Annotated in this window: 30 protein-coding genes; 19 read left to right on the forward strand and 11 right to left on the reverse strand. The window is 61.6% G+C overall.

The features are described 5' to 3' along the window. Nucleotide 1: 1 nt before the first annotated feature. Genes ACSG06_RS04830 through ACSG06_RS04840 form a run of 3 tightly spaced genes read left to right on the forward strand, consistent with a single transcriptional unit; the run spans nucleotide 2 to nucleotide 2,338 of the window. On the forward strand, nucleotides 2-583 hold the full coding sequence (locus ACSG06_RS04830) for a flavodoxin domain-containing protein (protein ID WP_440989135.1): 582 nt from the start codon (nucleotides 2-4) through the stop codon (nucleotides 581-583). Nucleotides 584-587: 4 nt separating this feature from the next. Beyond that, nucleotides 588-1,454: a hypothetical protein gene (locus ACSG06_RS04835; protein WP_440989136.1), complete on the forward strand. Its 867-nt coding sequence runs from the start codon at nucleotides 588-590 to the stop codon at nucleotides 1,452-1,454. 47 nt (nucleotides 1,455-1,501) lie between these two features. Further along, complete coding sequence (locus ACSG06_RS04840) at nucleotides 1,502-2,338, forward strand: SDR family NAD(P)-dependent oxidoreductase (RefSeq protein WP_440989137.1); 837 nt, start codon at nucleotides 1,502-1,504, stop codon at nucleotides 2,336-2,338. 25 nt (nucleotides 2,339-2,363) lie between these two features. Here ACSG06_RS04840 and ACSG06_RS04845 read toward each other — a convergent pair whose 3' ends face one another. Then, the gene (locus ACSG06_RS04845) at nucleotides 2,364-2,768 is read right to left on the reverse strand and encodes a VOC family protein (protein ID WP_440989138.1); all 405 of its coding nucleotides are present in this window, start codon (nucleotides 2,766-2,768) and stop codon (nucleotides 2,364-2,366) included. A 107-nt stretch (nucleotides 2,769-2,875) separates the two neighbouring features. Between ACSG06_RS04845 and ACSG06_RS04850 the strand changes: the two genes are divergently transcribed. Further along, nucleotides 2,876-3,544 carry an HAD family hydrolase gene (locus ACSG06_RS04850; protein WP_440989139.1) on the forward strand — a complete coding sequence of 223 codons (669 nt, stop codon included), beginning with the start codon at nucleotides 2,876-2,878 and terminating at the stop codon, nucleotides 3,542-3,544. Between the two features lie 116 nt (nucleotides 3,545-3,660). Then, nucleotides 3,661-4,875 carry an MFS transporter gene (locus ACSG06_RS04855; protein ID WP_440989140.1) on the forward strand — a complete coding sequence of 405 codons (1,215 nt, stop codon included), beginning with the start codon at nucleotides 3,661-3,663 and terminating at the stop codon, nucleotides 4,873-4,875. A gap of 27 nt (nucleotides 4,876-4,902) precedes the next feature. On the opposite strand, the gene ACSG06_RS04860 is transcribed toward ACSG06_RS04855, so the two are convergent. Further along, a complete protein-coding gene (locus ACSG06_RS04860) occupies nucleotides 4,903-5,709 on the reverse strand; it encodes an arylamine N-acetyltransferase family protein (protein ID WP_440989141.1) in 807 nt (268 codons plus the stop codon). After that, a complete protein-coding gene (locus ACSG06_RS04865; protein ID WP_440989142.1) occupies nucleotides 5,709-6,290 on the reverse strand; it encodes an NADPH-dependent FMN reductase in 582 nt (193 codons plus the stop codon). The genes ACSG06_RS04860 and ACSG06_RS04865 overlap by 1 nt, the downstream gene beginning before the upstream one ends. A 117-nt stretch (nucleotides 6,291-6,407) precedes the next feature. On the opposite strand from ACSG06_RS04865, the gene ACSG06_RS04870 reads away from it, so the two are divergent. Then, nucleotides 6,408-6,848, forward strand: a complete 441-nt coding sequence (locus ACSG06_RS04870; RefSeq protein WP_440989143.1) for an SHOCT domain-containing protein — start codon at nucleotides 6,408-6,410, stop codon at nucleotides 6,846-6,848. A gap of 6 nt (nucleotides 6,849-6,854) precedes the next feature. Here the strand turns inward: ACSG06_RS04870 and ACSG06_RS04875 are convergent, their stop codons facing one another. The 3 genes from ACSG06_RS04875 to ACSG06_RS04885 all read right to left on the reverse strand — a co-directional run bounded on the left by ACSG06_RS04875 (nucleotide 6,855) and on the right by ACSG06_RS04885 (nucleotide 9,563). Continuing rightward, the gene (locus ACSG06_RS04875) at nucleotides 6,855-7,673 is read right to left on the reverse strand and encodes a DUF4097 family beta strand repeat-containing protein (protein ID WP_440989144.1); all 819 of its coding nucleotides are present in this window, start codon (nucleotides 7,671-7,673) and stop codon (nucleotides 6,855-6,857) included. Between the two features lie 51 nt (nucleotides 7,674-7,724). Continuing rightward, nucleotides 7,725-8,690 (reverse strand): ZIP family metal transporter, encoded by a 966-nt coding sequence (locus ACSG06_RS04880; RefSeq protein WP_440989145.1) that lies wholly within the window; start codon nucleotides 8,688-8,690, stop codon nucleotides 7,725-7,727. 339 nt (nucleotides 8,691-9,029) lie between these two features. Next, nucleotides 9,030-9,563, reverse strand: coding sequence for a hypothetical protein (locus ACSG06_RS04885; RefSeq protein WP_440989146.1), 534 nt, complete (start codon nucleotides 9,561-9,563; stop codon nucleotides 9,030-9,032). Nucleotides 9,564-9,740: 177 nt separating this feature from the next. Here ACSG06_RS04885 and ACSG06_RS04890 point away from each other — a divergent pair, with 177 nt between their 5' ends. After that, on the forward strand, nucleotides 9,741-10,610 hold the full coding sequence (locus ACSG06_RS04890) for a hypothetical protein (RefSeq protein ID WP_440989147.1): 870 nt from the start codon (nucleotides 9,741-9,743) through the stop codon (nucleotides 10,608-10,610). A 310-nt stretch (nucleotides 10,611-10,920) separates the two neighbouring features. Here ACSG06_RS04890 and ACSG06_RS04895 read toward each other — a convergent pair whose 3' ends face one another. After that, a complete protein-coding gene (locus ACSG06_RS04895; protein WP_440989148.1) occupies nucleotides 10,921-12,024 on the reverse strand; it encodes a tyrosine-type recombinase/integrase in 1,104 nt (367 codons plus the stop codon). A 334-nt stretch (nucleotides 12,025-12,358) separates the two neighbouring features. On the opposite strand from ACSG06_RS04895, the gene ACSG06_RS04900 reads away from it, so the two are divergent. Continuing rightward, entirely contained in the window at nucleotides 12,359-12,634 is a 276-nt protein-coding gene (locus tag ACSG06_RS04900; RefSeq protein ID WP_502306425.1) for a winged helix-turn-helix domain-containing protein, read from the forward strand. Nucleotides 12,635-12,640: 6 nt separating this feature from the next. On the opposite strand, the gene ACSG06_RS04905 is transcribed toward ACSG06_RS04900, so the two are convergent. After that, nucleotides 12,641-12,892, reverse strand: coding sequence for a hypothetical protein (locus ACSG06_RS04905; protein ID WP_440989150.1), 252 nt, complete (start codon nucleotides 12,890-12,892; stop codon nucleotides 12,641-12,643). 253 nt (nucleotides 12,893-13,145) lie between these two features. On the opposite strand from ACSG06_RS04905, the gene ACSG06_RS04910 reads away from it, so the two are divergent. The 9 genes from ACSG06_RS04910 to ACSG06_RS04945 all read left to right on the forward strand — a co-directional run bounded on the left by ACSG06_RS04910 (nucleotide 13,146) and on the right by ACSG06_RS04945 (nucleotide 19,716). Beyond that, nucleotides 13,146-13,622: a hypothetical protein gene (locus ACSG06_RS04910; RefSeq protein WP_440989151.1), complete on the forward strand. Its 477-nt coding sequence runs from the start codon at nucleotides 13,146-13,148 to the stop codon at nucleotides 13,620-13,622. Between the two features lie 98 nt (nucleotides 13,623-13,720). Next, nucleotides 13,721-14,146, forward strand: coding sequence for a DUF8023 family protein (locus ACSG06_RS04915; protein ID WP_440989152.1), 426 nt, complete (start codon nucleotides 13,721-13,723; stop codon nucleotides 14,144-14,146). A 253-nt stretch (nucleotides 14,147-14,399) separates the two neighbouring features. Continuing rightward, nucleotides 14,400-15,980, forward strand: coding sequence for an Env/VP5 family phage fusion protein (locus ACSG06_RS04920; RefSeq protein WP_440989153.1), 1,581 nt, complete (start codon nucleotides 14,400-14,402; stop codon nucleotides 15,978-15,980). A gap of 14 nt (nucleotides 15,981-15,994) precedes the next feature. Then, complete coding sequence (locus ACSG06_RS04925) at nucleotides 15,995-16,558, forward strand: DUF8063 family protein (protein ID WP_440989154.1); 564 nt, start codon at nucleotides 15,995-15,997, stop codon at nucleotides 16,556-16,558. Continuing rightward, the gene (locus tag ACSG06_RS04930) at nucleotides 16,555-17,361 is read left to right on the forward strand and encodes a hypothetical protein (protein ID WP_440989155.1); all 807 of its coding nucleotides are present in this window, start codon (nucleotides 16,555-16,557) and stop codon (nucleotides 17,359-17,361) included. The genes ACSG06_RS04925 and ACSG06_RS04930 overlap by 4 nt, the downstream gene beginning before the upstream one ends. Further along, the gene (locus tag ACSG06_RS04935) at nucleotides 17,358-18,557 is read left to right on the forward strand and encodes an ATP-binding protein (RefSeq protein WP_440989156.1); all 1,200 of its coding nucleotides are present in this window, start codon (nucleotides 17,358-17,360) and stop codon (nucleotides 18,555-18,557) included. Before ACSG06_RS04930 ends, ACSG06_RS04935 begins: the two co-directional genes overlap by 4 nt. Then, the gene (locus ACSG06_RS04940) at nucleotides 18,554-18,715 is read left to right on the forward strand and encodes a hypothetical protein (protein ID WP_440989157.1); all 162 of its coding nucleotides are present in this window, start codon (nucleotides 18,554-18,556) and stop codon (nucleotides 18,713-18,715) included. Before ACSG06_RS04935 ends, ACSG06_RS04940 begins: the two co-directional genes overlap by 4 nt. 2 nt (nucleotides 18,716-18,717) lie before the next feature. Next, nucleotides 18,718-19,083, forward strand: a complete 366-nt coding sequence (locus tag ACSG06_RS22035; RefSeq protein WP_502306426.1) for a PD-(D/E)XK family putative nuclease — start codon at nucleotides 18,718-18,720, stop codon at nucleotides 19,081-19,083. Between the two features lie 495 nt (nucleotides 19,084-19,578). After that, complete coding sequence (locus ACSG06_RS04945) at nucleotides 19,579-19,716, forward strand: hypothetical protein (protein ID WP_440989158.1); 138 nt, start codon at nucleotides 19,579-19,581, stop codon at nucleotides 19,714-19,716. A gap of 91 nt (nucleotides 19,717-19,807) precedes the next feature. On the opposite strand, the gene ACSG06_RS04950 is transcribed toward ACSG06_RS04945, so the two are convergent. Next, nucleotides 19,808-20,095, reverse strand: coding sequence for a DUF7692 domain-containing protein (locus tag ACSG06_RS04950; RefSeq protein WP_440989159.1), 288 nt, complete (start codon nucleotides 20,093-20,095; stop codon nucleotides 19,808-19,810). 424 nt (nucleotides 20,096-20,519) lie between these two features. After that, on the reverse strand, nucleotides 20,520-22,445 hold the full coding sequence (locus ACSG06_RS04955) for a tRNA-guanine transglycosylase (RefSeq protein ID WP_440989160.1): 1,926 nt from the start codon (nucleotides 22,443-22,445) through the stop codon (nucleotides 20,520-20,522). Nucleotides 22,446-22,554: 109 nt separating this feature from the next. On the opposite strand from ACSG06_RS04955, the gene ACSG06_RS04960 reads away from it, so the two are divergent. Then, nucleotides 22,555-23,634: a deazapurine DNA modification protein DpdA family protein gene (locus tag ACSG06_RS04960; protein WP_440989161.1), complete on the forward strand. Its 1,080-nt coding sequence runs from the start codon at nucleotides 22,555-22,557 to the stop codon at nucleotides 23,632-23,634. Here the strand turns inward: ACSG06_RS04960 and ACSG06_RS04965 are convergent. After that, complete coding sequence (locus ACSG06_RS04965; protein ID WP_440989162.1) at nucleotides 23,631-24,842, reverse strand: HNH endonuclease; 1,212 nt, start codon at nucleotides 24,840-24,842, stop codon at nucleotides 23,631-23,633. The genes ACSG06_RS04960 and ACSG06_RS04965 overlap by 4 nt on opposite strands. Nucleotides 24,843-24,966: 124 nt before the next feature. Between ACSG06_RS04965 and ACSG06_RS04970 the strand changes: the two genes are divergently transcribed. After that, nucleotides 24,967-25,719 carry a hypothetical protein gene (locus ACSG06_RS04970; protein ID WP_440989163.1) on the forward strand — a complete coding sequence of 251 codons (753 nt, stop codon included), beginning with the start codon at nucleotides 24,967-24,969 and terminating at the stop codon, nucleotides 25,717-25,719. The last annotated feature ends 35 nt before the right edge of the window (nucleotides 25,720-25,754 follow it).

A 25,754-nucleotide genomic window follows, 5' to 3' on the forward strand; every position in this document is an offset into this window, starting at 1 on the left:
CATGGCCGACTTCCTCGTCATCTACGGCACCGGTGAAGGACAGACAGCGAAGGTCGCGGACGCGATGCGGACGGACCTGCGCGAACGCGGACACGAGGTGACGACGTACGACGTCACCGCGGCCCCGGCGGACCTCGACGTGACGGCGTTCGACGGAATCCTCGTCGGCGGCTCAATCCACGTCGGGAAACACCAGGACAGCGTGGTCGCGTTCGCCCGGGAGCACCGCGACGCGCTCGAGACCCGCCCGTCGGCGTTCTTCCAGGTGTGCCTCTCCAGCGCCAGCGAAGACACGGAGCGCCGGGCGGAGGCAACGGGCTACATCGACTCGTTCGTCGAGAGGTCGGGGTGGCAGCCGGACCTGGTCGCCAGCTTCGCCGGTGCGCTCCGGTTCTCGGAGTACGGCTTCCTCAAGCGGCTGATGATGAAGAAGATCGCCGCCGAGGCGACCGGCGACACCGACACCTCGCGCGACTACGAGTACACCGACTGGGAGGCGGTCGACCGGTTCGCAGTCGAGTTCGCCGCGCTCGTCGAGGACGCGCACCCGGACGCCGACGGGCTCGCCGAGGTTGAGGGGTGACGTGATGCCCACGACCACGCAGCGGGTGCCGTCCCGTCCCCTCGTCGCCGCCTCGCTCGCGACCCTCGTCCTGACTGCCATCGCGGCTGGTGCGGGGGTGTTCGCCCCGTCGCTGTACCGGGACAGCGACGTCCTGCTCACGCAGCTGTACGGGCAGGACCTGCTCACGCTGGTCGTCGGCGTCCCCGCGCTCGCGGGGTCGCTGTTCCTCGCACTCCGGGGCTCGCGCCGGGGCTACGTCGCCTGGCTCGGCGTGACCGGCTACCTGCTCTACACGTACGCCTCCTACGCCGTGATGACGGCGTTCAACCCGCTGTACCTGGTGTACGTCGCGCTGTTCGGGTTGACGCTGTTCACGTTCGTCGCCGGGATGGCCCGGCTGGATGCCCGGGGCCTGCGTCGTGCGGTGGGGGACACGTCAGTCCGGGCGGCCGTCGCCTACCAGCTCGCCGTCGCGGTGCTCGTCGGCCTGCTCTGGCTCGCGGACGTGGGTCCAGCCTCGCTCGGGGGGACGACCCCCGCCGCGATGGCCGACACCGGGCTGGTGACGCCGGTCATCCAGTCGCTCGACCTCGCGGTGGTGCTGCCCGCGTTCGTGCTCTCGGCGTACTGGCTGCACCGGGGCCGGGCCTGGGGCTACGCCTTCACAGCCGTCCTGCTGGTGAAGGCGACGACGCTCGCCCTGGCGGTCCTCGCGATGGTCGCGGTGATGCTCGCCGACGGGCAGGCCGTCCCGCTCCCGCAGATCGTCATCTTCGGCGTGCTCGGCGCGGTCGGGCTGGTCGTGACGGCGCGGTTCCTGCTGGTCATCGACTCCGGTCGTGGGCCGACCGTGCCATCGACCGGTGCTGACCCCGCTGTCGACGACTGAGGACGGCCGGCGACGACGCTTTTGCCCGGTCGACACCTACGAGAGCCATGACAGACCTCTCCGGGACGGTCGCACTGGTCACCGGTGCGAGCCGTGGCGTCGGGCGTGGCATCGCGATCGAACTGGGCACGGCCGGCGCGACGGTGTACGTGACGGGACGCAGCGTCGCCGACGGAACCGAGGGACTCCCCGGCACCGTCACCGAGACGGCCGAACTGGTCACCGAGCGCGGCGGCGAGGGGGTCGCGGTCCGGTGCGACCACACCGTCGACGCCGACGTCGAGGCGCTGTTCGACCGCATCGAGCGCCGGCAGGGCCGCCTCGACCTCCTCGTCAACAACGTCTGGGGCGGCTACGAAGCGTACGACGAGACGTTCGACGCGCCGTTCTGGGAGCAGCCGCTCGACCGGTGGGACGCGATGTTCGACGCGGGCGTCCGGGCGCACTTCTCGGCCAGCCGACTCGCGGTCCCGCTCCTGCTGGCGAGCGACACCGGGCTCATCGTCGCCACGTCCTCGGGTGACGGCGAGAAGTACCGCGGGAGCGTCCCCTACGACGTCTCCAAGACCGCCGTCGAGCGCCTCGGGAAGGCCACGGCGCACGAACTCCGCGAACACGGCGTCGCGTCGGTGGTCGTCCAGCCGGGGTTCACGCGGACCGAGCGGGTCGTCGCCACGTTCGAGGCGGCGGGCGAACCGGTGCCCGAGGAGACGCACTCGCCCGCCTACGTCGGCCGGGCCGTCGTCGCGCTGGCCGGTGACCCGGCCGTGATGGAGAGATCCGGCGACGTTCACGCCGTCGGCGACCTCGCCCGCGAGTACGACTTCACCGATTCCGACGGCAGCCAGCCGCCCGCGTTCGAGCTGGACACCGAACCACTGTAGGTCCGAACCGCTGTCGGCGGTGGGCTCAGGAGAGCGGGCGATTCAGTTCCAGCAGCGTCCCGTCCGGGTCGCGGACGTGCGCCGTCCGGATGCCCCACTCCACGTGGTCGGTAGGCGGGGCGACGGCGTTCCCGCCACCGTCGACGGCGGTCTCGTACGCTGCGTCGAGGTCGTCGACCCGGAGGACGAGCGCGGCGTCGTCGCGCCCCCGGACTGTCCGGTCTCGCTCGTCGTCACCGGGCAGCGCGTCGAGCATCTCGTCGGCGTCGAACAGCGCGAGCGCGACCCCGTCGGCGTCGAAGTCTGCGTAGCCGCTCGTCTCGTCGCCGAAGGTCGCCTCGAAGCCCAGCGTGTCGCGGTAGAACCGAAAGCAGTCGGCGTACGCGTCGACGAGGAGCCTGACGTGTGTGAGGCCGTACTCCTGGGACATGGCCTGGGTGACGACGGGCGGCCCGATAAAGCCCATCGTCGGGGGCTGTGGGAGCTGGCCCCACACGACCACAACACCCAACTCCCGACCACTACAACACCCGACAAGTGACGACCTACGACGCGATCCTCTTCGACAACGACGGCGTGCTGGTGGACCCGCCGGCGCACGACGACCAGGTGGCGGCCATCCACGACGCATTCGACGAGCTCGGCATCGAACCGGTCGACGACGACCACGTCACGGCGCTCACCGGGGGCGTGACGCCCGACCTGCTCGCCGAGCTGGAACGCACCTACGACGTCGACCGCGAGGCGCTCTGGGACGCCCGGGAGCGCCACGACGAGCGCTCGCAGTTCGAGGCGTTCCGTGCGGGTCGGCGGGACAGCTACGACGACGTGACCGCGCTGGCCGACATCAGCCAGCCCTGTGGCGTGGTCAGCAACAACCACCACACGACGGTCGAGTTCATCCTCGACCGGTTCGCGTTCGGCGCGCAGTTCGAGACGTACTACGGCCGGCCGATGACCATCGAGAGCATCTCGCTGAAGAAGCCGAACACGCACTACCTCGACCTGGCGATGACGGACCTCGGCGGCGGGTCGGCGCTCTACGTCGGCGACAGCGAGAGCGACGTGGTGGCGGCCGAGCGCGCCGGCATGGATTCGGCGTTCGTCCGCCGCGAGCACAGCCGGGCGGTCGAACTCTCGACGGAACCGACGTACGAGGTGGAGACGCTGCACGCGGTGCGGGAGCTAGCGAACGACACCGCCTGAGTATTCCGCCCGCCCGAGCTGTCTGAATCCGTACCAAAACGGATTCCAGCAAGGCTGTTTACAGAAGTGAATTTCCGGGAAACCCTACAAGTTCATCTCCCGTACGTCTAGCTGTGATGGCGACGGACGACTCGGTCGTGCGGCGGTACTACCTGTTCCGCGCGACGAACGCCGCCGGCTTCTACCTCCCCATCAGCGTCCTCTACCTGCTGGACCAGGGGTTCGGGCTGGCGTTCGTCGCGCTGGTGCAGGCGACGTTCTCGCTCGCGATGCTGGCCGCCGAGATCCCTTCGGGCTACCTCGGCGACCGGATCGGCCGGCGGGCCAGCCTGGCCGTCGGCAACCTGCTCCGGGCGGCGGGGATGGCGGGCTACGCCTTCGTCGAGACGCCCGTCGGCTTCGTCGCGATGCAGGTCGTCTGGGCGACGGGCTGGGCGTTCCGCTCGGGCACGGGCGACGCCTGGCTCTACGAGCTGCTCGCCCGGACCTGCGACGACGACGAGTTCGCCCGCATCAAGGGCCGGGGCAGCACCGTGTTGCTCCTCACCTCCGGCGTGACGGCCATCGCCGGCGGGCTGCTGTACGGCGTCGCCCACGAGCTCCCGTTCCTGCTCAGCGCGACGCTCGCGGTCTCCGGGGTCCCCGTGCTCTACACGTTCCCCTCGGTCCAGGTGGCCGACGAGGACGCCGACGTGTTCACCGTGCGGGAGGCGGTCCGGATGCTCCGCGTGCAGGCCAGTCGCGAGAGCGTCCGCTGGCTGGTCGCCTACGTCGCGCTGTTCTCCGGCCTGTTCGGGCTCGCCCGGATGGTCGAACAGCCGGCGCTGGACGCGCTCGGGGTCCCCGCCGCCGGGCTGGGCGTCGTCTTCGCCGCCTTCAAGCTCGTCTCCGCGGGGGCAGCCTCGACGGCGGGCTGGTTCGAGGAGCGCCTCGGCGCACGGGGCGTCTTGGGGCTGCTCGTCCCCGTGTTCGCCGTCGCGTTCGTCCTCGGGGCGCTGTTCCCGGTGTTCCTCGTCCCGACGTTCTTCCTCTACCGGAGCGTCCGGTCGGTCGTCCAGCCGGTCCAGAACCAGTACCTCAACGACCGGCTCGCGGACGTCGGTCGGGCGACGGTCCTCTCGGGCGTCTCGATGGTACTCTCGCTGTCGAGCGGGTTGTTGAAGCTCTCGCTGGGTGGCGTCGCCGAACAGCTCGGGCCGCTCGCGTTCCTGCCCAGAGCCGGGGCGGTGCTCGTGGTCGTCGCAAGCGTCCTCTGGTTCCTCACGCGACCGGTCCGCGCGGGGACGGGGACGACGACCGCCACCGCCGATGAGGCGACGCCGTCGGACTGAGAAGCGGCTCCCGTCGAGGGCGGTCGCTCAGGGCGACCGGTACTCAAGGCCGAACTCTCGTTTCAGCACGTCGTGCCACTCGTCGGGGGCGACCGGTTCCTCGCGCTCGTCGCCGTCTGATTCGCGGACGAACGAGTCGCGTTTCAGCCTCGCGTGGCCCGTCTCGGTCGCGATTGTCACGATGGGGTCGCCGGTGAAGGTGGACTCCGGCGCGCTCTGGAGGTAGTCACAGGTCGCCTCGAAGTAGCCCAGCTCGCGTGGCTCGTCGGTGAACAGGTAGCGGTCCTGCCAGTCGTCGTCGCCGGCCCTGCGGTACTGGGTCAGGTGCGTCTCGTCGGGGCGATCGCTCTCGACGACGCGCCAGTCCACGCCGACGGGGCCGGTGACGACCTCGCCGCCGACGGGGAGCGGTCGGCGCATCGTCGGCGTTCCCATCCCCACGTCGACCAGGTACCGGCGGTCGAACGCGACGACGTTCGTGTGGTGGTTCGCGGGCGGTGTGGCGTCCCCGTCGTCGCCGACGACCCGTGCCGCGACCCGGTGGGTGTCGACGCCGAGTTCTGCGAGCAGCCAGCCGAACAGCCCGTTGAGTTCGAAGCAGTAGCCGCCCCGCTCGCGTTCGACCACCTTCTCGTACAGGTGCGGGAGCGCGAGGACGACGCCAGCACCGTCGTCAGCGTCGTCGAACGGGTCGCCGACGATGGCGAGGTTCTCGAACGGCACCGCACCGACGTGGGCGTGCTGGAGGCGGCCGACGGTGTCCAGGTCGACGGCACCGACGTCGACGCTCGCGGGGTCGACGCCGATCCGTTCGAGGTAGCGGTCGGGCTCCATCAGTCGCCGGTCACCGGGTCGAACGTCTCGGTGACGGCGGTCGGGTACGACTCGACGCCGGCGTAGGCGACCAGCTCCTCGCCGAGGCGGTCGACGCGGTCGCCGAGGTCGTCGTCGACGAGCTCCCCGGCCTCGAACGCCGCCCCGGCGTCGCCGATGCCGACCTGCAGCGGGAGCGTCCACGCGCCGACCGCCCGGGCGACCGACCGCATGTGCTCGAGCGTCGGCGTCGGGTAGCTCCCGCCCGCGACCGCCAGCAGCCCGACGGTGGTCCCCTCGAACTCGTCTGCCCCGCAGTAGTCGAGCGCGGTCTTCAGCGGCGAGGCGTACGAGCCGTGGTACACCGGCGAGCCCAGCAGGACCGCGTCGGCGGCCGCGACACGCTCGCGGAGGGCCGGCGCGTCCCCGGCATCGCGGTCGTCGCCGTCACGGGGCGGGAGGTCGTACTCTCGGAGGTCGAGCAGTTCCGTCGTGGCCCCCGCGGCGGCCGCCGCTGCGAGGGCACGTCGCGTCGCCGTTCGGGTACCGCTGTCGTCGCGCAGACTCCCCGGGAGTCCGAGCACGTGTACGTTCCGTTGCATGAACCGGGATACCGGACGTGGCCACTAAAGCGCTCGCTGAAACGTGTTTTTGTACGGGATCTGGCTGGTTCGTGGGCCGGTCGAAGCTTTTTGTCCGCGCGTGTCGGACAGTCGAACATGGGACGTTCCTTCGGCGGCACGGTCCTCCGACTCATCGTCTGGGCGTTCGTGCTGCTGGTGTTCCTCGGCGTCGTCACCACCGTCGTCGGACTGGTCCTGGGCATCCTCAGCGCGGTGTTCACCGCGGTCGTGGTACTGGGGTTGCTCGTCCTGTTCGGCGCGGTCGCCGCCGGGCTCCTGTCGCTGTTCGCCGGGGGCGACGGCGGGAACGACGGGGGCGCGGCTGACTGGTTCGAGGCAGAGACGTCGGTCGAGACCACCGTCGACACCGGGGGCGAGGACGCAGCCAGCGAGGCGGCACGGCTCCGCGAACGCTACGTCGCCGGCGAGATCGACGAGGTGGAGTTCGAGCGCCGGCTGGACCTGCTGCTCGACGACCCCGAGGCCGAGCGCCAGTTCGACGTCGGCGACGACCGGGACCGGGAGCTGGACTGGTGACCCGGTTCAGAGCGCCCGGAGCGTCACGTCGCCGTTCGTCGTCTCGACGGTGACGCGCTCGCCGCCCCCGTTCAGGTCGCCGACGACGCGGTCCGAGCGGTCGGTCGAGCGGCCGAGCGACAGCCCCGCGACCGAGACCTCGCCGACGCTGGTCTCGAGGGCGAACGTCGCCTCGAGCTCCGGGGCGGCACGGACGGTGACGTCGCCGTTGGTGGTCTCGACGGGCACGCCACCGCGGAGGGCGCGGAGCTCCACGTCGATGTCGCCGTTGGTCCCGACCGCCCGGTCCAGCCCGGCGACGCCGGTCGCCTCGATGGGCCCGTTGGTCGTCCGCATGGCGACGTAGCCGTCGACGTCCTCGGCGGTGACCGCGCCGTTCGAGGTGGCCAGCGTGGCGTCTCCCGCCACGCCCGTCACCGTCACGTCCCCGTTACCCGTCTCCACGCGGTCGACCGGGACGCCTGACGGGACGCCGATCTCGAAGTCGACGACGACCGGCCGCGCGAGCAGGTCGAGGTCGTCGGGGTAGTCGGCCACGATGCGGACCGCGCCGTCGGTGGTCTCGACCCTGATTGCGACCTCGTCGAGCGCGTCCTGCCCGCCGCGGGTGCGCTTGGTCGCGGCCACGGAGACGGCGTCGCCGTCGGTCGCCGTCACCGCGATGTCGCCGTTGCGACCGACGACGCTGACCGGCGTCCCGCCGTCGACGTCGACCGTCCGGTCGACGGACTCCGTCACCTCCTCTGTGTCGTCGAGGAGGCTACAGCCCGCCAGAGCGGTGGGGAGGGCGATGCTCGCGGCCGAGAGGACCGTTCTGCGCTGCATGGCTGGAAGTTCAATGCAGCGACACAAAAGTGCGCCGGGGGCGTGTGACCGTCACACGAACAGCAGCGGGACCATGACGCCGAAGCCGCCGACCAGCCCGGCCGTGAGCTCGGGGTAACCGTTCGAGTCCAGCCCCTCGCCCGCCTCCAGCGCCTCCGGGATGAACTCGGTCAGCACGAGGAACACCATCGCGCCGGCGGCGAAGCCGAACCCGAACGGGAGGAACTCGCGGGCGCTCCGCACGAACGCGAACGCGATGACCGCGCCGATGGGCTGGGGCAGGCTGGAGAAGATGGCCGCGCCGACCATCCGCCAGCGTCCGACGCCCATCGCCCGCAGCGGGATGGAGATTGCCAGCCCCTCCGGGACGTTGTGGATGGAGATGGCGACGGTCATCATGATCGCCAGCACGGGCACGGTGAGCCCGAGCATCCCGATGCCGCCCGCAAGCCCCATGTCCGCGAAGGAGACGCCGACGGCGACCCCCTCCGGGAACGAGTGGACGGTCAGCACGCCGAGCACGAGCACCAGCTTCTTCAGGTCGCCCTCCGCGACGATGTCCGGGTGGACCAGCTCCGCGTGGTCGTGGCTGTGGCCGTGCTCGTCGTGGTCGTGCTCGTGGTCACCGTCCCCGTGGCCCTCGGCTGCGTGGTCGGGGTCGTGCTCCTGCACCCCCTCCACGGCTCCGCCGTCGGTCGCCCGTTCCGGCTCGTCGTCCGCGTACTTCCCCACGTCGACCCGGTCGAGCACGTCGTCGGCGACGACGACGAGCAGCACCCCGACCACGACGCCCGCGAGCAGGATGGCCGGGAAGCCGTCGCTGGCGGCGAGGCCCTCGTTCATCAGGCCGAACAGCGACGCCGAGACCATGATGCCCGATGCGACCCCCCACAGCGCGACGTTCCACCGGTCGCTCACGTCGTCGACGAGGAAGAACGGCAGCGCCCCCAGACCCGTTGCGAGCGCGGTCGCCAGCCCGGCCAGGAAGACGACGACGAGATTGCCCACGAGACTCATGTGTGGAGGTAGCTGCTCAGCGGAGATAAATCCTATCACGAACGTTACAACTTTTCGGTCGGCCTAAACGGTGTCGTGGTGGGATTCCTGCACACGAGGACTGGTTGTCGGGTTGTGTGCTGTGAGTGCGAGGTAGGTCTCGCGTCGATTCGGGGTGTTCGGGGTGGTTTGCGGATTGCTGTTCTATCCCGCTTGGGGACTCAGGTAAGGTGTACACACAGCAACTGCAGCCTCGTGTGCATATTCGGAGGATCGGGTTTGTTGATGTGTGACCCCCTGGGATTTCGTATCGAATCTATCCTCTCGGTTATTCTGTAGTCTGATTGTGATGGCTACCCTTCACTTGGCAGTTCGCACGTCCCACAAGTATAGTGGAATCCATATCATCACTACAGTTGAGCCCAAGATTGTCAGCGTACCTGCTAATCGGAACCACCCTATGAAAGTGATTCCTGCTACTGAATTGGAAGTGAATAGGGGAATAAGACTAATTGCTGCAAATATCATACCGAGAGCCCAAATCAAGAAGGCTAATATCGCTGTGTAGAAAGAGAGTTCAAGAGATTTTAGCCATTCGAACATTGAAATTCGTACTTCCTGCAGCTGACGGTTCGGACGTCGACGACCTTCACCACTCCACTGATAATATGAGCGCCGTTCTTGCTCGATTATCTCTTCATCACCAGATAGATCAGACAGGGCGTTAGCCACCGTATCAGACGTATTCGCAGGGCAATTGTCTTTGATTGATTCGAATACTGTTTCCGGCTGGTGTTCCTTGTGCGGGTTATTGTACAGTAATTTTATTATTTCTCGTTTGGTATTCTGATTTGGCCCGTTATACTTCCGAAGTAGCTCCTCTTCTTCATCCATCCGTAACCACCCGACTGCAGTGGCTCGTGATGCCAATCATAGCTTCGGTCTTACCCCTATGATTCACGTCACAACCCATATTTTATTTGAACTGTCCTGGCTTTATATGTTATTGGCGCTCGTCGAACGGATTGCATTATGGCTCAAGACTCAGAAAATCGCGGGGGCGGAATAAGTATGGCGGCGGCAGAAAGTGAGAAACAGGGACGCATTCCAGATGCTCTAAGAATTTTCCAGGATTCAGAAGTTCAACGAGATATCTTGCTGTATTTCGTGTTACCCTCGATAGCTCTGATGGCTATCTACGCACTCCCCCGGAGCGAACAGTTGCTGGAATTTGAGGCTCGAAACCCAACCCTCGTTGGTATTCTTGGATCGAACTTGGCCCACCGGAGCCTGTCACACATCTCCAACAACATTGCAGGATACTGGCTCCTCGGTGGAGGCGCGTATATTCTGACGGAGCGGACGAAATCCGCTCACATCTACCGATATGCCTTCATTGCGTATCTGGTGATTCTTCCATTCGTCGCCAGTTGGACGGTTATCCGTATCTTCTCGAATCATCCCGAGATACTCGCTGAATATGAAAGTGTAGGCTTCTCTCAAACTGTCGGCGCAGTAACCGGGTTCTTGCCGATCGCGATTGCGAGCTACTACTCGAAGTTAATCAGAGGAAATGTAATCTGGACCGCAGATGTGATGTGGAGCACAATTGGTCTGTTCGGTCTCGGTATCTCCGTGGCATTCTACAATCTGGGACAGCTGAATAATTCAATATTGGTTGTAGCAGGGATGGCAGTATTCGTTCTAATCTACGTGGGCCATCGACTAACCCAGCAACTCGACTTTCTAGCGGACCGGCGGGTGTTCTATTTCATTTTCAGCGTTCTGCTCTTCCTGATTGGGATTCAAAGCCTATTCCCATCATCTGCCCCGGCAGGAATCTATGCACACATGGCTGGCTACGTGTGGGGTTTCCTGCTTCCGTTAGCGGGAATTACCGGGGCCGAGATCTTCCGAAGGATACGAGCCTCCATGGATTAAGTTGGGCAACGACCCCCATGTCGAGAATGTCAAGTTGAATCGGCGGAAGGTGGGGTGGGGGCTGAGTATTTTTCTGCTTTGTGCCCTTGGGCACACTCTGAACAGCGGTCACTCGGTCCGTCCTTGGCTACTATAGAACTGGAACCACGGTCGATCGCTCCGCTCGTCGTCCTCGTCCACATTTCTCTCACGGAGTTCGAGAAATGGGACCACGGTTGCTCGCTGCGCTCGCAACCTGCTCCCATTTTGCTCCACTTCGTTCCGCAAAATGGGACCGCCGAGCCCAGCAATCCCCGTTCTGCGTGGGGAATCAGTCATCGTCGTCACCCCCATCGAGGAACTCCCGACGAGACTGCATCCGCCGAATCGGGTCCGGGTGGTCGTAGTGCGCTCTGATGACCTCCGGCGTCGCGTTCACCCGCTCCGCGACGACCTCCGGCGGCCAGCCGTTGTCTCGCATGTTCGTAATCGCACCTGACCGAATCGGGTGCGGGGAGCGGCTCGACGGACACCGAGCCTCCAGGCCGTGCTTCAGTGCCTCGCAGGACGACGTGCTCCGCCCGTGCGGACACTGCCCCCAACGGCAGGGCTGCGTCATGATGTAGACCTCGCGGCGGACGCTTGACTTCGACACGCGAGCGTTCGCACCCTTCTCCGTCGTGAACAGCGGGCGGCGTTCGTTCGGCTCCGACCGGTCGACTCGGTTCACCTCGATGTACTCCTGCACCCGGTCCGCGACCTCGCGGGAGAGGGCCACCGGGCGCTCACCGTCGCGCTTGTTCTTCAGGGGCGTCCCCGTCTCCGGTCGGTGCCTGAAGTAGACGAACGGCAGCTCGGCGTTCTCTAATGCCTCGCGCTCGATGTCGTCCTGGTGCTGGAGCCGGTCAAGGTCATCGCGGTCGAAGTAGCAGTCCGTGAGATCGAGGGCCCGAAGCCCACCGAGACGGCACCCAGTGTGCCAGAGGAGTTCGAACATCGCCTGCTGGCGGGACGCACGGGCGTAGCGATTCAGGTTTTCGCGAATTGTCTCCGCGCGGTGCGCAGAGAGGAGTTCGTCGTTCACCCGGTCGGCCAGGTCCGCCGACGGAACCTCGATCTTCGCGGGCAGGTTGTCGTCGACGGCATCGAGCCGGGCACAGAACCGGATGAACCGCTTCAGCGTCCCCATCTGCGTGTTGAGGGTCGTCACTGCCAGGTCGTCCGCACGGCGTGACGAGTCGAAGCGGACGATATCGCGGCTCGTCAGCTCGTTCATGTTGTCGATGCCCTCCGACCGGCACCACTGGAGGAACGACTGCATCCGGTACCTGTAGCTCTCTATCGTCTCGTCTGCGCGGGTCGACTCCAGCCGTTCCAGCCAGATATCGAGCGCGTCCGCTGGATGAATCGGCTCCAGCTCGTCGCCCGCGCTCATCTGTAGACCTCGCGGGTGACGATACCAGTCAGGAGGGGCGATACGTCGCTACCGTACGGGGATTTATGGCCCGTTCTGTCGTTTTCGTACATGGGTTTCGTACCCTGATTACGAGACCCCACGCGGGCCCGATGCTGCAACATCGGGGCCCGCAACTTTCCTGCGAACCCGTGCTCCGCCAGCACCGGGTCCGCGCGGGAACTCGTCTCACCTACTACCCTGTATGCGAACCACTTAGCCTTTACCAACAGGGTAGTTGGTAGAACACACTCGATGGTTTGATTATCCAGATGGAGGGAAATAGTGATACAACGCCCGGACGACCATGGAGCAAATGCGCCCCCGTCTCGCCGAGTGGATGACTCCGGTCGACAGGGACATCCTCGAACTGCTGAAGAACGACGGGGGAGTACACGAACTCGTTCTGAACCCTCGCCACATCTCGGAGAACATCGACTGGAATCACCAGACGGTCCGAGAACACGTTCTCGCGCTTCGAAACCACGGGCTGATCGAACATCACGACGAGTCGAAGGGCATCTATCGACTCTCCGACCTCGGGCGTGCGTATCTCGCGGGTGAGGTAGACGCTGAGGAGCTGGAAGAGTAGCGACCGTCACGGCCGTCCCTCCTTCCCGTACACGTCGACGTAGGCTCCTGCGTCCGTGACCAGCTTCAGTTCGTCCCGCTTGAAGGTCTCGCCGCGCTGCTTGTCGTGCAGTTCGTCGAAGCTCCCGTCCAGGTCGGGAATCCGCGAGCACTGCTTACACCAGAAGTGGTGATTCGTCGGCTCCCAAGATCGGTGTCCGGCCGGGCAAGTCCATCGCCAGCGATGCGTCTTATCATCTACGTTAACTACGTTTGCCATCCGCATCGAAATCGAGGGACGGCACTGTAATAGTACGAATCCTTATACCCGGAGTGAAAGTGAAAGTGGTCCTGAGAATGGACGAAAGTCTAGAATTTAATAGAGATAGTAACTGAAACGGGCGAATTACGAGAAGGAGATGGGGTGGAAGTGAACTATTAATTTGGACTATCATTCTCGGTCTATAATCATAAATTGTCTAAACGTGACACTCTCGGCCTGTTCCCACATGTAAACATTTAATTTCATTGCTATGGAGGCTGTGACCGTGATTGTTCCGGTACTAACGATAAGTGGCCTTATTTTTGGACTTCTTGGAATCGTAATCAGGGTGCTACCTGTAATAAGCAGACGCATTAGGAATACTGTGTATTCAGTACTTCCAAATGTCAAAACAAGATATAGATTATTCAAAGATATTGAAAACAGCGACAGAGGAATACGATTTACTGTTAGAGATAAACGGGTGAGGAAGGAGTTTATTGATTATGTGGAAAAATACGGAAATGATTCACCACCCAATCAGGTCCCAAGAGAAATAAGGAATGGCGCTGATCGAATTGAAGTAACCTACCCAGATGGGTCTACTGACGAGTTCTTTCGTGGCGCCTTCAGTCAAGAAAAGTTAGCCGATATTGTCTACAAATCAATTGAAAAGAGTTGCCGAAACTGGGGGACAGTAATCGCAATAATTGGGACCGGAGTTGCGGTTTTGGGTGTGATACTCTAGTTGTAATCACACTGGTACCAGAACTTCTGTTTATCGCTCTTGGTTTGTAGTCTTGATACTCCCCATTAAGTGCTAATTCCCGAAGCCTCGGGCGTAGTATGTCAACTACAACGATGGGGCCTGACTGGCTCCACAACCCGAGTGGAATCGACTTCATCGACAGCTTCCTCGCACCGTTCTTCGTCGCCGCGACGTTCGCAATGGCGGGCATCGCCACCGTCGGCGTCGACGCCCCGGTCACGCTCTATATGAGCGACGTGGTGTACGCGATCTCGAACGGCCCGAGCATCACCGTGGGCGCGGTCGTCACGCTGCTGGCTATCGGCATCGCGTGGGCGACCAACCAGCCAGACATCATGGAGCCCGAGAGCCCGCTGGAGTGGGTCGGCCCGGTGTTCATCATCGCCAACCTGTTCTACGTGCTCGTTCCGGCCTTCGCCGATCTGATCGCGTCGTTCTGGGGCTTCGGCTTCCTCATGATCGGCGTGAACGGAGCCGGGTTCTACCTGCTCGCGTACCAGTAACCCCGCTTTCCCCTACCCATTCATGAGTACCCACCAAGCCGCTGAACCCGGGAGAATCGTGCTCCGAGGTTTCGACCCGGAGACGACCAAGCAGCTCGAACGTATCATCACCACGGCGGGCATCCGCCAGCGCATCATCGATCGAGAACCCGACGGAGGCCAGCATGAGTGATCCGACCGCGCGGCTGGTCGGGCTCGCGTTCTGTGCCGTTGTGCTCGTCGGCTCGCTCGTCTGGTTCGGGGTGAGCCTCGCATGAAGGCCGTGCGCCGTCTCGCGGTCATGGTCATCGCGGCCATGCTCCTCTCGACCGCCCTCGTCGCTCCGGTCGCTGCGTCGACTCCCGACGACGATGACGACGGGACCGGCTTCGCCGGAGACCCCTGTGGCCGTGACGTAATCGGCGTCGCCGTCGACATGCTCCAGGGCAACTTCGACAAGTCCACCGAGTGCCGAATCGAAGAGATTCGACAGGGCAACCAGGAACAGGAGATGCAGGACATCCACAGCCGGGCTGAAACGCTCTCCGTCTCTGCTGACAGCTTCCTCGACGGCACCCACAACAGCCTCGAAAACGCCCGTACTGTGGCGTGGACGAAGGCCGAGGTGGCGACGCTGAACGCCCTGGAGAACAACAGCACACAGGCAGAGACGCGCGTCGCTGCTCGGAATGCTGTCCGGCGGTACTACAGCCGGATGCTTCAGAACGTGATTGCGGACCGCAACGCGAAGTGGGAGGAGTTCGAGTATCTCGACGAGGTACGCCGGAACGAGTCCCTCAACAGCACCACGTTCTACATCGACTGGGCAGCCAACGACGACCGGCTCGACCTGAGCATCACTAACCGCACAGTCGCCGACCGCTACAACTACACTCTCCCCAACGGGTCGGTCGTCCAGTTCGCCGCGATGGACGCGAAGGGCGACGGCTCGCACGTCGGCGGCGGGGGTATCGGCCAGTACTACGGCCCGCTCGTCGAAGGTGCGACCCTCGTCGGGAACGACGACTACGGCAACGACGGCGTCGCCAACGTCGACGTGTTCTCCGAGTACGACGGCCAGCAGGTCCACGTCTACAACGGCTCGCGCTGGTGGGCCATCATCACCGAGATCGAGAGCCAGAACCAACAGATGCTCGACAACATGAACAGCACCGTCAACGGGCTTTATGGCAGCTACGTCCGGGGCGAACTCGACATCGACGAGTACCAGTCTGTCCAGGCGGCGGCGATGGACAGCAGCCAGAACCTCGACGAGACGGGTTATTCGTTCTACTCGGTAGTGGCACTCGCGCAGGCCGGGGCGACGACTCCCAACCTGAACACGACGGGCTCGATGACGATCTCGACCGATGAGTTCACCCCGAACAACTCCACCGAGGAGCTAACCGGGCTCGTCGTCGGTGACCCGCCGGACGGCTCCGGTAACTGGACCGTCGGCGACACGTATGACCCGGCCAACGGGAACGGGACGCTGACGTTCCACGTCGAAGCATCCAACCGGAGCGTCGTGCTCACCGAACCGTTCGAACTCTCCGGCGCGACCGACAAGGACGGCGACGCTATCGCTGTCGTCGAAGGTCAGGAGTACAACTACCGTACGAACGACTACGAGGAACTCGGCGAGAAGCTCGACCGGATGATCGAGCTCCGCCAGGAGGAACAGGAGCGCATCGAAGAGGCCGCCAACGGTGGCGGGAGTGGCGGCGGCATCGGTTGGCCCGACTTCGGTACGGGCGCGAGCCTCGCCCTCGGTGGCGGCGTCGTCATGCTCGCGCTCGCGGCCGTACTGGTCGGCATCGGGGTCAAACTCTACTTCGAGGTGATGACGCCGTGAGAGGAGCGGCGGTCATGGTCATCGCGCTCGTACTCGTCACGGCCGGCGCTGTCCCTGGGGTAACCTCCGCACAAGACGGGGACAACGCGACCGCGACGAACGGGACGACCGAGGAGCCCAGCGCCTCGACGATTCGCGCCGATCTCGGCGCTGGCGTCACCCTAGTCGAGATGGAATACTCGCCGGGTCGTATCGTGCTCACCCTCGAAGCCGACACTCCGGCGACCCTGCTGAAGTGGCAAGACAGTATGGGCGCGATGAAGGAAGCCAACCGTCGCTCGTCAGACTCCGGTCTCTCGGCTGTCGACATGGACGCTTACGAACACGAGGTATGGCTCGACCGGGGGATGAACCGCGTCGTGCTCGACGTCGAGACGTGGCGCGGCACGTCGACCGTCTCGGTGTGGACCACCGAGAAGGAGTTCGTCATCTCGAAAGACCTGCCCTCGGGCAACCCGCTCGAAGCCTTCGGTGGTACGCAGGGCGTGTTCGCTGGCGTCGGCACGTCCGTCCTGGCCGCGCTCACAGCGACGGGAATCATTCTCCGCAAGGAGCAGGGCGAGGTGATCGAGGCATGACCATGACCGGCGACACCAGCGCGACGTTCGACGGCTGGGCCGACCGCCTCACGTACGTCCTGAGCAACGCGCAGGCGCTCGTCGCGGGCCTGCTCGTCTCTCTCGGTGTGCTGCTGTGGCTGTGGCGGCCTGCCCTCCCGCAGGTGCCACCATGGACTGGCGGCGTGTTCGCCACCATGCTGCTGTTCGGGCCGCCGCTGACGGGGCTGTTCGTCACCATCATCAAGCTGTTCTGGAAGCTCACCCACGAGGAGGTGTACCACATCAACGCCGCCGAGGACGTGCGCCGGAAGCTGTACGTCAAGCCCGAGGTGTGGGAGGACAAGACCGTCGACGGTCCCGCCCCCTACCAAGTCAACGAGAACACCGCGTGGGAAGTCCGCGAGTTCGAGTATCACGACGACACGGGCGAAGTAGTGGTGACTGGCTGCTACATGAGCCAGATGCAGGACTCGGCGCTCGTCACCTTCAAATCACTCGTGTACGACCTCCACGACCGGTTCGTCTACGCCTGGCTCGAACGCAACGAGCTGCGCGGGACCGAGACGCGCCGCGCCCTCGAAAACCAGCAGGAGGTCATCAACCGGAACGCCGAGGCGACAGAACGCGGCCTCATGCTCGCGCCCGACACGGTGCGCGAGCAGTGGGACGACACCATCGACCGAGTACACGGGTCGGACGACCGGCTCGAAATCGACGAGATCGAGGACTACAGCCAGGGATATGACCCAACTCGGAATCCGAACGCCGAGCGAATCGGGCCGGAGCGATCGCCGGAGATGAAGGAGGGCGATGACCTATGACCGACCAGCAAGAGCTGTTCACGGCTGGCGGCGCAATCGAGTGGCGCGACGGGAACACCCGCCGTCCGAACGACCGGGTACACCACCACGCCCCCCACGTCCAGAACGACCGAATCGCTCGTGCGCTCTCGGTCCGAGCGGAGATGTACGAGCCTGAGGCGTGGGACCGCCCCGATCTCGCGCCAGGGCAGGCGAAAGACCTCGACGAACATCGTCAGCTGCTCCGCGTCGCCGGGACCGAGCGATTCACCGAGGCGTTCGAGCACGGGAACATGAGCACGCTGAAGAGCTTTCCCGGCGACCCCAGCCAGCAGGCCGACGTGTCCGGTATCAAGGAGATGGACCGACTTCGCGGGCTGATGCGCGGACCCGCACCCATCATCTACATCTTCGCGCCGCCGGGTGCTGGCAAGACGAACTTCGCGCTGCTGCTCGCCCAGCTCTGGCAGGAGCGACAGCCCAACGACGCGCTGCTGGCGTCGAACATCAAGACGCTCGAAGAGACGGACGAGTGGGTCGACGACAAAGGCCGCGTGCGGGACGGCTGGCTCGGCAGCTACGGTGAGCTGACCGAGTGGCTGAAACAGGACGGCGACGTGCTCGCCGGAAACCCGCGCCCGAAGCTTTTCGTCTGGGACGAAGTGAGCAGCGCCGGGTCGGGCGTCGGTGAGCAGGGGTACACGATGCGCACCAAGATGGGGCCGCTGCTGTTCAAAATCAGGAAGTACGGCGGCTCGATCATCGTCATCGGACACGACCCCAACAGCGTCGCGCCCCTGGTTCGGGAGCTGGGGACCATCGTGAAGAAGATCGACGTGAAGGAGGCCCAGGTATTCGACTCCATCAAGAACGGTTCCGCCCGGAACCCGCTGGGCGACCCGATCTCCGGCATCCCCCCGACGGACCTCACGTACAACGACAAGGAACCGACGAAGTGGTCCTGGGAGGATTCCCGTACTGGCGACGGGGACACCTCCGAAGACTTCGAGGATGCGATGGAGGCGGTCGCGATGTACAACATCGTGACGGCTCGCGAGGAGCCGGAGAAATGGGACAGCGAGAGACCTGTTGCATGGCGTAAACTGGCGGGAGCGACCCCGTGGGACCACTCTACCTGCAAGAGACGGTACGACCGGTACACGGACGACGGGAAGTACCGCGACGAGGTGCAACAGGTCGCGGAGGTAATCGCATGACAGCGCGGGTCTGCGAGCGTGTTGTAGTTGCAACACCCCATCCCGTACTCGTGGGTCATACGCCGGTCGCCCCGGTCTTCGACCGGCGCGACCTCGCCCATGACCGCGCCGCGCTCAGAGTAGAGGAGTCGATATATATCAACGCGCGAGGCGCGTAGCCATGCCGTCGAAGAAAGCCAATCAGTACGGCACGGCGGCGGAACACTACGTCATCGAGCAGCGGAATCTGACACCTGCACGTTGCTACTGGCACGATGCGAAGTTCCAGAACGGCACGCCCGTCGAGATCAAGGCGTGTGACGTTGACTCGACCGGCTACTTCCAAATCTACGAAGAAGCCCATCGGAAGCTTCGTCGAGCTGGTGGCTGGTATGCGTTCGCTCCGTATCGACGATCTGGGTCAAGTGCACGGATTGTCACGGTGCGAATGCGCCGCTCGTCGAAGATGCCGCTGATGAAGTGGTCAGGGACTGGGGGGCACCGAGAGAGTCGGAAAACGAAAGTTCCGATTTCGTCCGTCCTATGATATCAGGAACCAGATCACGATTTCACAGACTAACTTATCGTGGTGGAACTGGGTACGAACAGCCCCTCACATCCGGGTAAAGAGGGACCTATATCCTTGAGCCAACAACTGTGGTTTTGCGTACTGCTCAACGTTCGAATTTCGTGGGGGTACTCGATGGCCCTCTTTGGCCCCCTATCTTCATGGTCGGATTGTGTACCAAGAGTCAGTCTGTCGGAACTATCGATAGACATGATACGAGGGCCAGATTTGGAGTTGAAACATACCATGTCAAAGGTGCATTGATTCCACCTCTTGAAACCGGTATCGCAGTGGCCCGAAACACGCCCAATCAGACCCAATCCGGACAAATTGTGTGTATACGTGTGCACAGAAATCTCCCAATCAGGCGGACCCCAACCTAGAGTTTCAAGTGCAAACAATACTAACTGGTATGTAGCCAACAGGTACCTACTGAGAAAACGTAGGTGCGGCTGGAGGTGTTGATAAAACCACATGAAGGAAAGATCTTCATTTGACTTCCTTCCCCCGTACGGGGAGCCGGAAGTCACGACCACGGGGAAGGACGCCAACGAGGTTGCGCTCGTTGCCGCCCTTGCCGCTCTGGCTGTCGCGTACCTGCTGTCCAAGTGACTGAGGACAGCTCAAGCTAGGGTATCGTGCGACAAATATCCCTTGGGTGGTCAAACATCCAACTTTTTGAAGCAGAAACCGAGTAACAGGGTTAGCAGCGTTCAGATTTAATTGACTCAGTAGCTTCGAATGAGATTCCTCGGAGATGAAGATTCGCAAGTTCGACGAGCTCTCTTCGTTGGTTGATTGTTAGGTCCTTGCGCTGGGGGACCTTTTTTACGAACTCCACAGCACCGGTCATGTCCTCACAAGCGTATGCGACGGCATCGGATCGGTTGCAGTCGTAGTAGTTCGCGGCGGCTTGGATGGCGTCATATCGCCATTCGTTGCCATCGTCGGTGCGGATGCGGACGCTTCCGGGGGTGTCTCGTTGACCCATGGTCGTGAACACGAGCTGCAATTCCTAGTTTTCTGCGGTGAGCGAGTGTACGCCGACATATAAATGAGACTGTCGAGGGGGTCCGCGACGAGCACGTGTCGGGCCCGATCTCCTCGCTACCCCCGCGCTCGTGAACACGGCGACGGACACCGAGGCGCGACTCGTGTTCATATCCGGACGAGGTAGTTCCATGACGTGTGACCCCGGGGGGTCGAACCTAGAAGTGATATCGGATTCCTCTGCAGTCAATAGAACGGTTGTGCCCCACAATGTGAATCAGAAATTCTTGAACCCTTATTTAATGTCCTGCGCTGAATACAGAGGCTGAGTTCAGCTCGAAGAACAGGTTCGATTCACCGACGATGATACGAATTTCCTGATAGCCGGTGTGGAGTGGTATTGGAGACGGGGGTCTGATGGGCCATTAAGCGTCATTGACCGCATCATATAGTTCCTCAAGATGGTCGTTTCGGAAGTACTCGGCGAGTTGTTGGACGGAGAGGTTTGTTGGGAAGAGAGTGGTATCGTATTGGGTCCGTGCAAAACTGTCTTCGATAACGCCTCTGTATGGTTTGGTGGTAGCGTAGCCGATGATCTGGTTGAAGCGGTCGCCGTACTGGTCAAGGTACTGCGTGAGTCGATCGCGGACGAGTTGTTGTTGTTCTGTATCGACCTTGGACAGGACGTATTCGTAATTTCGGACTGGGTCTTGAGTCTCGCAGGGTTCTGGGACAGGACCATAGAGCCCAGAGAGTGAGATTTTGTAGTATTTGTGGGCAATGTCTTCAAGTGTGTTGGCGACGGCTTTGTGGGTGCGCGATTCACTATAGGGCTTGACCTGACTGCAGGGGAGCACAAGGAGGACGGGGCAGCCGATTGGTTCGACCGGCTCCTTGGTGGCATCGAAGTCAGCCGGAGTATATGCGAGCGAGATTGAGTCAGAGCGAGTCTCTTTGCTATCGGTTTCGACTGGGGTTGTACCAGTACCTTGGAGCATGAGCTGTTTTGTTTGTGTTCGAACAGCTTTATCTGAGCCCGCGACGTTACTGGCTTTGATTTTAGGGGTAATGTCTTCGGCGAAGCGCTGGGCGCGCTTGAGTCCCTGTCGAATCTTCGGGTGGGTGTTCGTCTGTTGGAGGACGTAATTGAGGAGATCGTTGTCCCGGATTTTGTCGCGGACGCGTTCGATTTCGTCTTGATAGATTTCGAAGTTGTGTTGAGCGAGGAGGGCATAGTAATCGCTTTTGAGGAACCCGTGGGGATCGTCGTAGTCGCGACCAGGTGCGTCCAGTGTTTGTTGCATTGCCGGGATGTTCATCTCCTGGCAGGCCGAGCACTGGCAGGTCCAGGTGTCATCAAGGTCCATCACATCCTGTCGCCTCCATGTCTCTGGGTGGATTATTTTCTGGTATTGAGCCGACTGGACGAACGAGGACGAGTCGAACGAGTCCACGCCCAGCAACGAAAGTAAGGCGAAGAGTTCGCCGCTAATGCCGAAGACGTGCAGGCCGAGTTCATCACGACGAGCTTTGGGGATGGCCATACTAGCTCCTTGCACGATGTCTATCAAGAGCTCAATGTTGCTACGGAGTGGGACCAGGGAGCCGACAGCGAACCCGTCAAATGAAGCCTGGTCTCCGACTTCGTCAAGAACCCGACGGACAAACCAATTTATTGACTCGTAGTCGTGGCCGTGGATCGAGAAATAGACGCTTGGGCGCTGAAAGTCCCCACCAGCCGCGTTCTCTCGCTCCTCAAGTAAATTGAGGGTCTGTTTCGCGCTTGCAATACTTGACTCCATCCGTGCATACCGTTCCTCTTCCTTCAGGTCCGGTGGAATCGGATAGTCAAGCGTGGCGATGATATCTGCACCGTAATCGAGTTGTAAATCTAGGATGCTCTCAGGGTCAGTGTAGATCCCCCATTCGTTGTCCTCGCCACCGTCACTCGGCCGGTCGCCGAATGTCTTTGCATTCATCAGCTTGTAGCCGCCCGAATCCACGAACAACGGCTGTGTAAAATCAGCAGCTGGTTCAACGGCGTTCGAACGGGGGTCCCGGTCTGAATACCACTCGTGCATCGATTTGGACCGCCACTGCTCCAAATCTGCAGGTGTGATGTTAAAGTCGAGGAACCCCATCGCCTGAAACATCGCGCCCTGGAACCGGTCGTCAGCAAACAATCGATTCCGGGTTCGACTCCACAGACCGCCAGATCGAACAGTTGTGCCGCCAATCAGATTCACGACCGGGAAAAACGCCGGTGTTTCAACCGATCCGCGAGGTGTCTCGATCCGACCAATGCGTGCATCACCATCCGCCGACACGAAAGAGGAGTGAAACGCCGACATTCAGATACAGTGTGTTCGCCGTCAGGGGTGGTAATGATTCTGATTCCACCGCAACCTCGTCAGTGACTGGCGAACATTGATGTCGCGCGGGATCTTTGGAGATCCTGCTATGGCTGATTCGATTCCAGAGATTGAATGGTACGACGGGGCCGCTTCAGGGCAACAGCGATCCGCGTTGATGCGAATGCAACCCGATCGCATCATGATTTCCCATGCCACCGCCTGCAATCGCCCCTGGGACAACAAGTATCATTCCCGGTCCGAGTATACGCTGTTTGTCGATTCAGGTGGGTTCAGTCACATGATGCAAGGAACCGGTGAATATGAGACGTCCGACGATGCTTATCTCTCCTATCTCAACAAGGAGGCCCCCGCCTATTGGGCGCTGAGAGATTATCCATGCGAGCCAGGTCTCCTCGAGAAGCATGATCGAACTGTATCAGATCACATTGATTATACAGTCGATCATCACGTGCGGTTGTTAGACGCAGCGAGCGAGCAATCCATTCCCGGGCAACCAATCGCTGTGCTTCAGGGCTGGACAGTCGATGAATATCTCAAGTGTTTCGAGGCTTTGCGTGACCGCGGTGCGCTAACGAACTATCTTGGAATTGGCTCAGTCTGTCGACGACACCAGCCAGAGGAGGTCGCCCGAATTATCGTGCGGTTACATGAGGCGTTACCCGGGTGGGTGGACCTGCATGCGTTTGGAGTAAAGAATGAAGTGCTGCAGTACAGCGAGGTATTAGATGCGCTCCGGAGTGCTGATTCTGGGGCGTACGCCTACGCGTTCAGTCGGCATCAGCGACAGCCCGGAGAATCGTTTACGTTCCGGGATGCTGCAAGAGGATGGTTGACGTGGCGACGACGGCTTCGAGAACTCTCTGGAACGATGTCGCTAGATAGAACGAAATCTCCGAGCGAGAGTACCGATCGAGAGTGCGACCGGACCGATCAGACTGTCCGCGACCGGGTGTGGACGGCGATGTTTGATTTGTTGCGTTCGAATGCCATGCCAGTTTCGACACGAGACATCGGCTTGGCTGCCAGTGTCCAGAGTTCGGAGTTTGATCAAGTGGAGGCGACGTTGCAGGCGATTGCGAGTGCTGGGTGGGTGAAACGTGTTGAGGAAGACGAGGAGGTGTTATGGTTGGCTGGCCCGACAGCGATTGCTGAGTTCGAAAGTTAGCGCCAGTCCCAGTTGACGATTGTCTGATTATGATAGGTGAGAAAACGGGGGTTGAGATCGTGAGCTTCTGAGATGGTGAGTGATATACTATCTCTCGTCTGGTCATATTCGTGCGCAACGTGGAGTGTGTCTGGGTGGATTGCAATGAGACCGTAATCGAGGTCAGCGTGGCATTGGGGGCATACGATGAGTAAATTTGATTTTGCGTCTGGGCCATTGTGGGGGTTGCCAAGAGGTTTGAGGTGGTGGCCTTCTGCGTAGGGCTGTGTGGGCGTTCGTTTCCGCTGTTCGCCACAAACTTGGCAGGTAGAGGTGTAGGTGTCTTTGAGTTCGGAGACGATAGTGGTGTTTCGGATGACACGCGAGGTGGTGTAGTCGGCCCTGTCGGGTGGATAATAATCGGGTGACTGCTCGTCTGGATGTGGTGATGCTTCTAGTGGTGATCCGTGAGCAGTGGTTGCTTTGAGCCCTGTTGTCTCGGGTCCGGGGAGTTGGTAGTCGTTGGTGAGAGCCCATTCGAAGGCTGGTTTTCCGGGCTTTAGGCTTCGTGCATCGCTTCCTCGGGTGGTGAGGATACCGCTGTGGTATAGCACTGATTTCAATTGCTGGACTGTTGGGACGTAATAGAACGACGGGTCCTGAAGTTCCTCAAGAATGGTTTGCTGATCCGAGTCGGAGTTGAGAAGGGATGAGAGGTTATCACGGTGGTTGTCTCGGATAAATGCGGTAAGGGCGAACTCTGGGGCCCGCTGATAGAGGGCAAGAAAGAATTCTGGAAGTGAGAGAGTAGATCGCGAACTGGTCGCTGTACTATCAGCGAGCGCGCGGAGAAGTCGGATGAGGCGCGGTGAATTGGCGACGCCTTGTTGGAGCGCGGGTTTCCAACAAGGATGAGCATCCACAAGCCGCGTACTACTCCCATAGAGGTCTTCGATCGCGGTCAGTCCACCAGTGATCGATCCGAACTGCTCACGCGTCGTTGCAAGGAGCTGTTCTCCCGGAGGAGTAATGGAATCCGTATGCCGATTGATCCACCCGAAGCGTTCGGCGCCGCGTTGGGCATCAACAAGGTCTCCACCGATTTGGTAGCGGTCGTAGGCGGCTGCAATTGACGTAGTTTGATCGATGGTTTGACGTACAAATAGGTATCCGATGAAGTTCTTCGGGTGATTCAGATTAAACACAGGGAAATCACGCGTTGATCCCATTGTTTGTCTAGGGGGTTAATCCACTCATGGTAAAGATTTGGGCTGTCTCAAACGCTATCTCAAGTGTTCAGAATTGTTATCATGATGGGGAACTATTATTTTGAGGCGAGTCCGTCTTCGGGCCATGGATACGGTTGAGTTTCTTGTGACCAAAGTTGCGCCACCGCTATCGTCGCTGCTATTATTGGTATTAGTCTACTTGCAGTTCCGAATTCAGCGCGAGCAGTATCTGCCTGATCTCGTCATCCAGCGTGCGGGACATTACAAATCGGTCTGTGCAGCCACTGAGGAATATCCTGACCCAGAGGACGTAAATGAGGATCAATTGCTCTTCGAGGTCGAAAATCTCGGAAAGGGTAAAGCCGATCGTGTCCGTGCCGAATCACAATTGACGGAGATCAACTCGGGGGGGCAGGGGACGGGTGATTCGTCAGAGCCTCTTTTTCCTGAATTACAATCCAGCCCTGCCACCCTTGGACTTGATGTTTTCCGGGCAAATGTGCATCAGACACCTTGGAAGGACACCCACGAACAAACGATCCCGGGTGAACAAAAAGAGACAGCGTACTTTGCCGAGATCGGCGTGAAGACGGCTGATTCGGCGATGAATATCGATGATTTGTTGCAACGTGAGTACCCGCAGAAATCGGCGGCCAGGCTCAAAATCTGGCTTGTTTATGAGGATACGTTCAAGACGAAAGATTATCGCCGCCGAATCCTGGATATCGTTATCTTCCCGGGCCTCAGCAGGGATTTCGAAGAGGCGGTGTTGTCTGGCATTCACTATCCGCGATTCCTTCGGAAAAACGATTATGACGATGTTATTCTTGAAGCAAAAACGCAACTCGAGAAACATCGACAAAACGACACCGACTAACCGATGGTGAGCTTCTCGTGGCTATGTGGACAGCA

Origin of the sequence: Haloarchaeobius baliensis, assembly GCF_052060055.1 — an archaeon.
Taxonomy (GTDB): Archaea; Halobacteriota; Halobacteria; order Halobacteriales; family Natrialbaceae; genus Haloarchaeobius; species Haloarchaeobius baliensis.

Bases quoted from the DNA above. Each gene is read 5' to 3' on its own strand.
- ACSG06_RS04830 (WP_440989135.1), top strand. From the start codon at position 2: ATGGCCGACTTCCTCGTCATCTACGGCACCGGTGAAGGACAGACAGCG.
- ACSG06_RS04835 (WP_440989136.1), top strand. From the start codon at position 588: ATGCCCACGACCACGCAGCGGGTGCCGTCCCGTCCCCTCGTCGCCGCC.
- ACSG06_RS04840 (WP_440989137.1), top strand. From the start codon at position 1,502: ATGACAGACCTCTCCGGGACGGTCGCACTGGTCACCGGTGCGAGCCGT.
- ACSG06_RS04845 (WP_440989138.1), bottom strand. From the start codon at position 2,768: ATGTCCCAGGAGTACGGCCTCACACACGTCAGGCTCCTCGTCGACGCG.
- ACSG06_RS04855 (WP_440989140.1), top strand. From the start codon at position 3,661: ATGGCGACGGACGACTCGGTCGTGCGGCGGTACTACCTGTTCCGCGCG.
- ACSG06_RS04860 (WP_440989141.1), bottom strand. From the start codon at position 5,709: ATGGAGCCCGACCGCTACCTCGAACGGATCGGCGTCGACCCCGCGAGC.
- ACSG06_RS04865 (WP_440989142.1), bottom strand. From the start codon at position 6,290: ATGCAACGGAACGTACACGTGCTCGGACTCCCGGGGAGTCTGCGCGAC.
- ACSG06_RS04870 (WP_440989143.1), top strand. From the start codon at position 6,408: ATGGGACGTTCCTTCGGCGGCACGGTCCTCCGACTCATCGTCTGGGCG.
- ACSG06_RS04875 (WP_440989144.1), bottom strand. From the start codon at position 7,673: ATGCAGCGCAGAACGGTCCTCTCGGCCGCGAGCATCGCCCTCCCCACC.
- ACSG06_RS04880 (WP_440989145.1), bottom strand. From the start codon at position 8,690: ATGAGTCTCGTGGGCAATCTCGTCGTCGTCTTCCTGGCCGGGCTGGCG.
- ACSG06_RS04885 (WP_440989146.1), bottom strand. From the start codon at position 9,563: ATGGATGAAGAAGAGGAGCTACTTCGGAAGTATAACGGGCCAAATCAG.
- ACSG06_RS04890 (WP_440989147.1), top strand. From the start codon at position 9,741: ATGGCGGCGGCAGAAAGTGAGAAACAGGGACGCATTCCAGATGCTCTA.
- ACSG06_RS04895 (WP_440989148.1), bottom strand. From the start codon at position 12,024: ATGAGCGCGGGCGACGAGCTGGAGCCGATTCATCCAGCGGACGCGCTC.
- ACSG06_RS04900 (WP_502306425.1), top strand. From the start codon at position 12,359: ATGCGCCCCCGTCTCGCCGAGTGGATGACTCCGGTCGACAGGGACATC.
- ACSG06_RS04905 (WP_440989150.1), bottom strand. From the start codon at position 12,892: ATGGCAAACGTAGTTAACGTAGATGATAAGACGCATCGCTGGCGATGG.
- ACSG06_RS04910 (WP_440989151.1), top strand. From the start codon at position 13,146: ATGGAGGCTGTGACCGTGATTGTTCCGGTACTAACGATAAGTGGCCTT.
- ACSG06_RS04915 (WP_440989152.1), top strand. From the start codon at position 13,721: ATGTCAACTACAACGATGGGGCCTGACTGGCTCCACAACCCGAGTGGA.
- ACSG06_RS04920 (WP_440989153.1), top strand. From the start codon at position 14,400: ATGAAGGCCGTGCGCCGTCTCGCGGTCATGGTCATCGCGGCCATGCTC.
- ACSG06_RS04925 (WP_440989154.1), top strand. From the start codon at position 15,995: ATGGTCATCGCGCTCGTACTCGTCACGGCCGGCGCTGTCCCTGGGGTA.
- ACSG06_RS04930 (WP_440989155.1), top strand. From the start codon at position 16,555: ATGACCATGACCGGCGACACCAGCGCGACGTTCGACGGCTGGGCCGAC.
- ACSG06_RS04935 (WP_440989156.1), top strand. From the start codon at position 17,358: ATGACCGACCAGCAAGAGCTGTTCACGGCTGGCGGCGCAATCGAGTGG.
- ACSG06_RS04940 (WP_440989157.1), top strand. From the start codon at position 18,554: ATGACAGCGCGGGTCTGCGAGCGTGTTGTAGTTGCAACACCCCATCCC.
- ACSG06_RS22035 (WP_502306426.1), top strand. From the start codon at position 18,718: ATGCCGTCGAAGAAAGCCAATCAGTACGGCACGGCGGCGGAACACTAC.
- ACSG06_RS04945 (WP_440989158.1), top strand. From the start codon at position 19,579: ATGAAGGAAAGATCTTCATTTGACTTCCTTCCCCCGTACGGGGAGCCG.
- ACSG06_RS04950 (WP_440989159.1), bottom strand. From the start codon at position 20,095: ATGGGTCAACGAGACACCCCCGGAAGCGTCCGCATCCGCACCGACGAT.
- ACSG06_RS04955 (WP_440989160.1), bottom strand. From the start codon at position 22,445: ATGTCGGCGTTTCACTCCTCTTTCGTGTCGGCGGATGGTGATGCACGC.
- ACSG06_RS04960 (WP_440989161.1), top strand. From the start codon at position 22,555: ATGGCTGATTCGATTCCAGAGATTGAATGGTACGACGGGGCCGCTTCA.
- ACSG06_RS04965 (WP_440989162.1), bottom strand. From the start codon at position 24,842: ATGGGATCAACGCGTGATTTCCCTGTGTTTAATCTGAATCACCCGAAG.
- ACSG06_RS04970 (WP_440989163.1), top strand. From the start codon at position 24,967: ATGGATACGGTTGAGTTTCTTGTGACCAAAGTTGCGCCACCGCTATCG.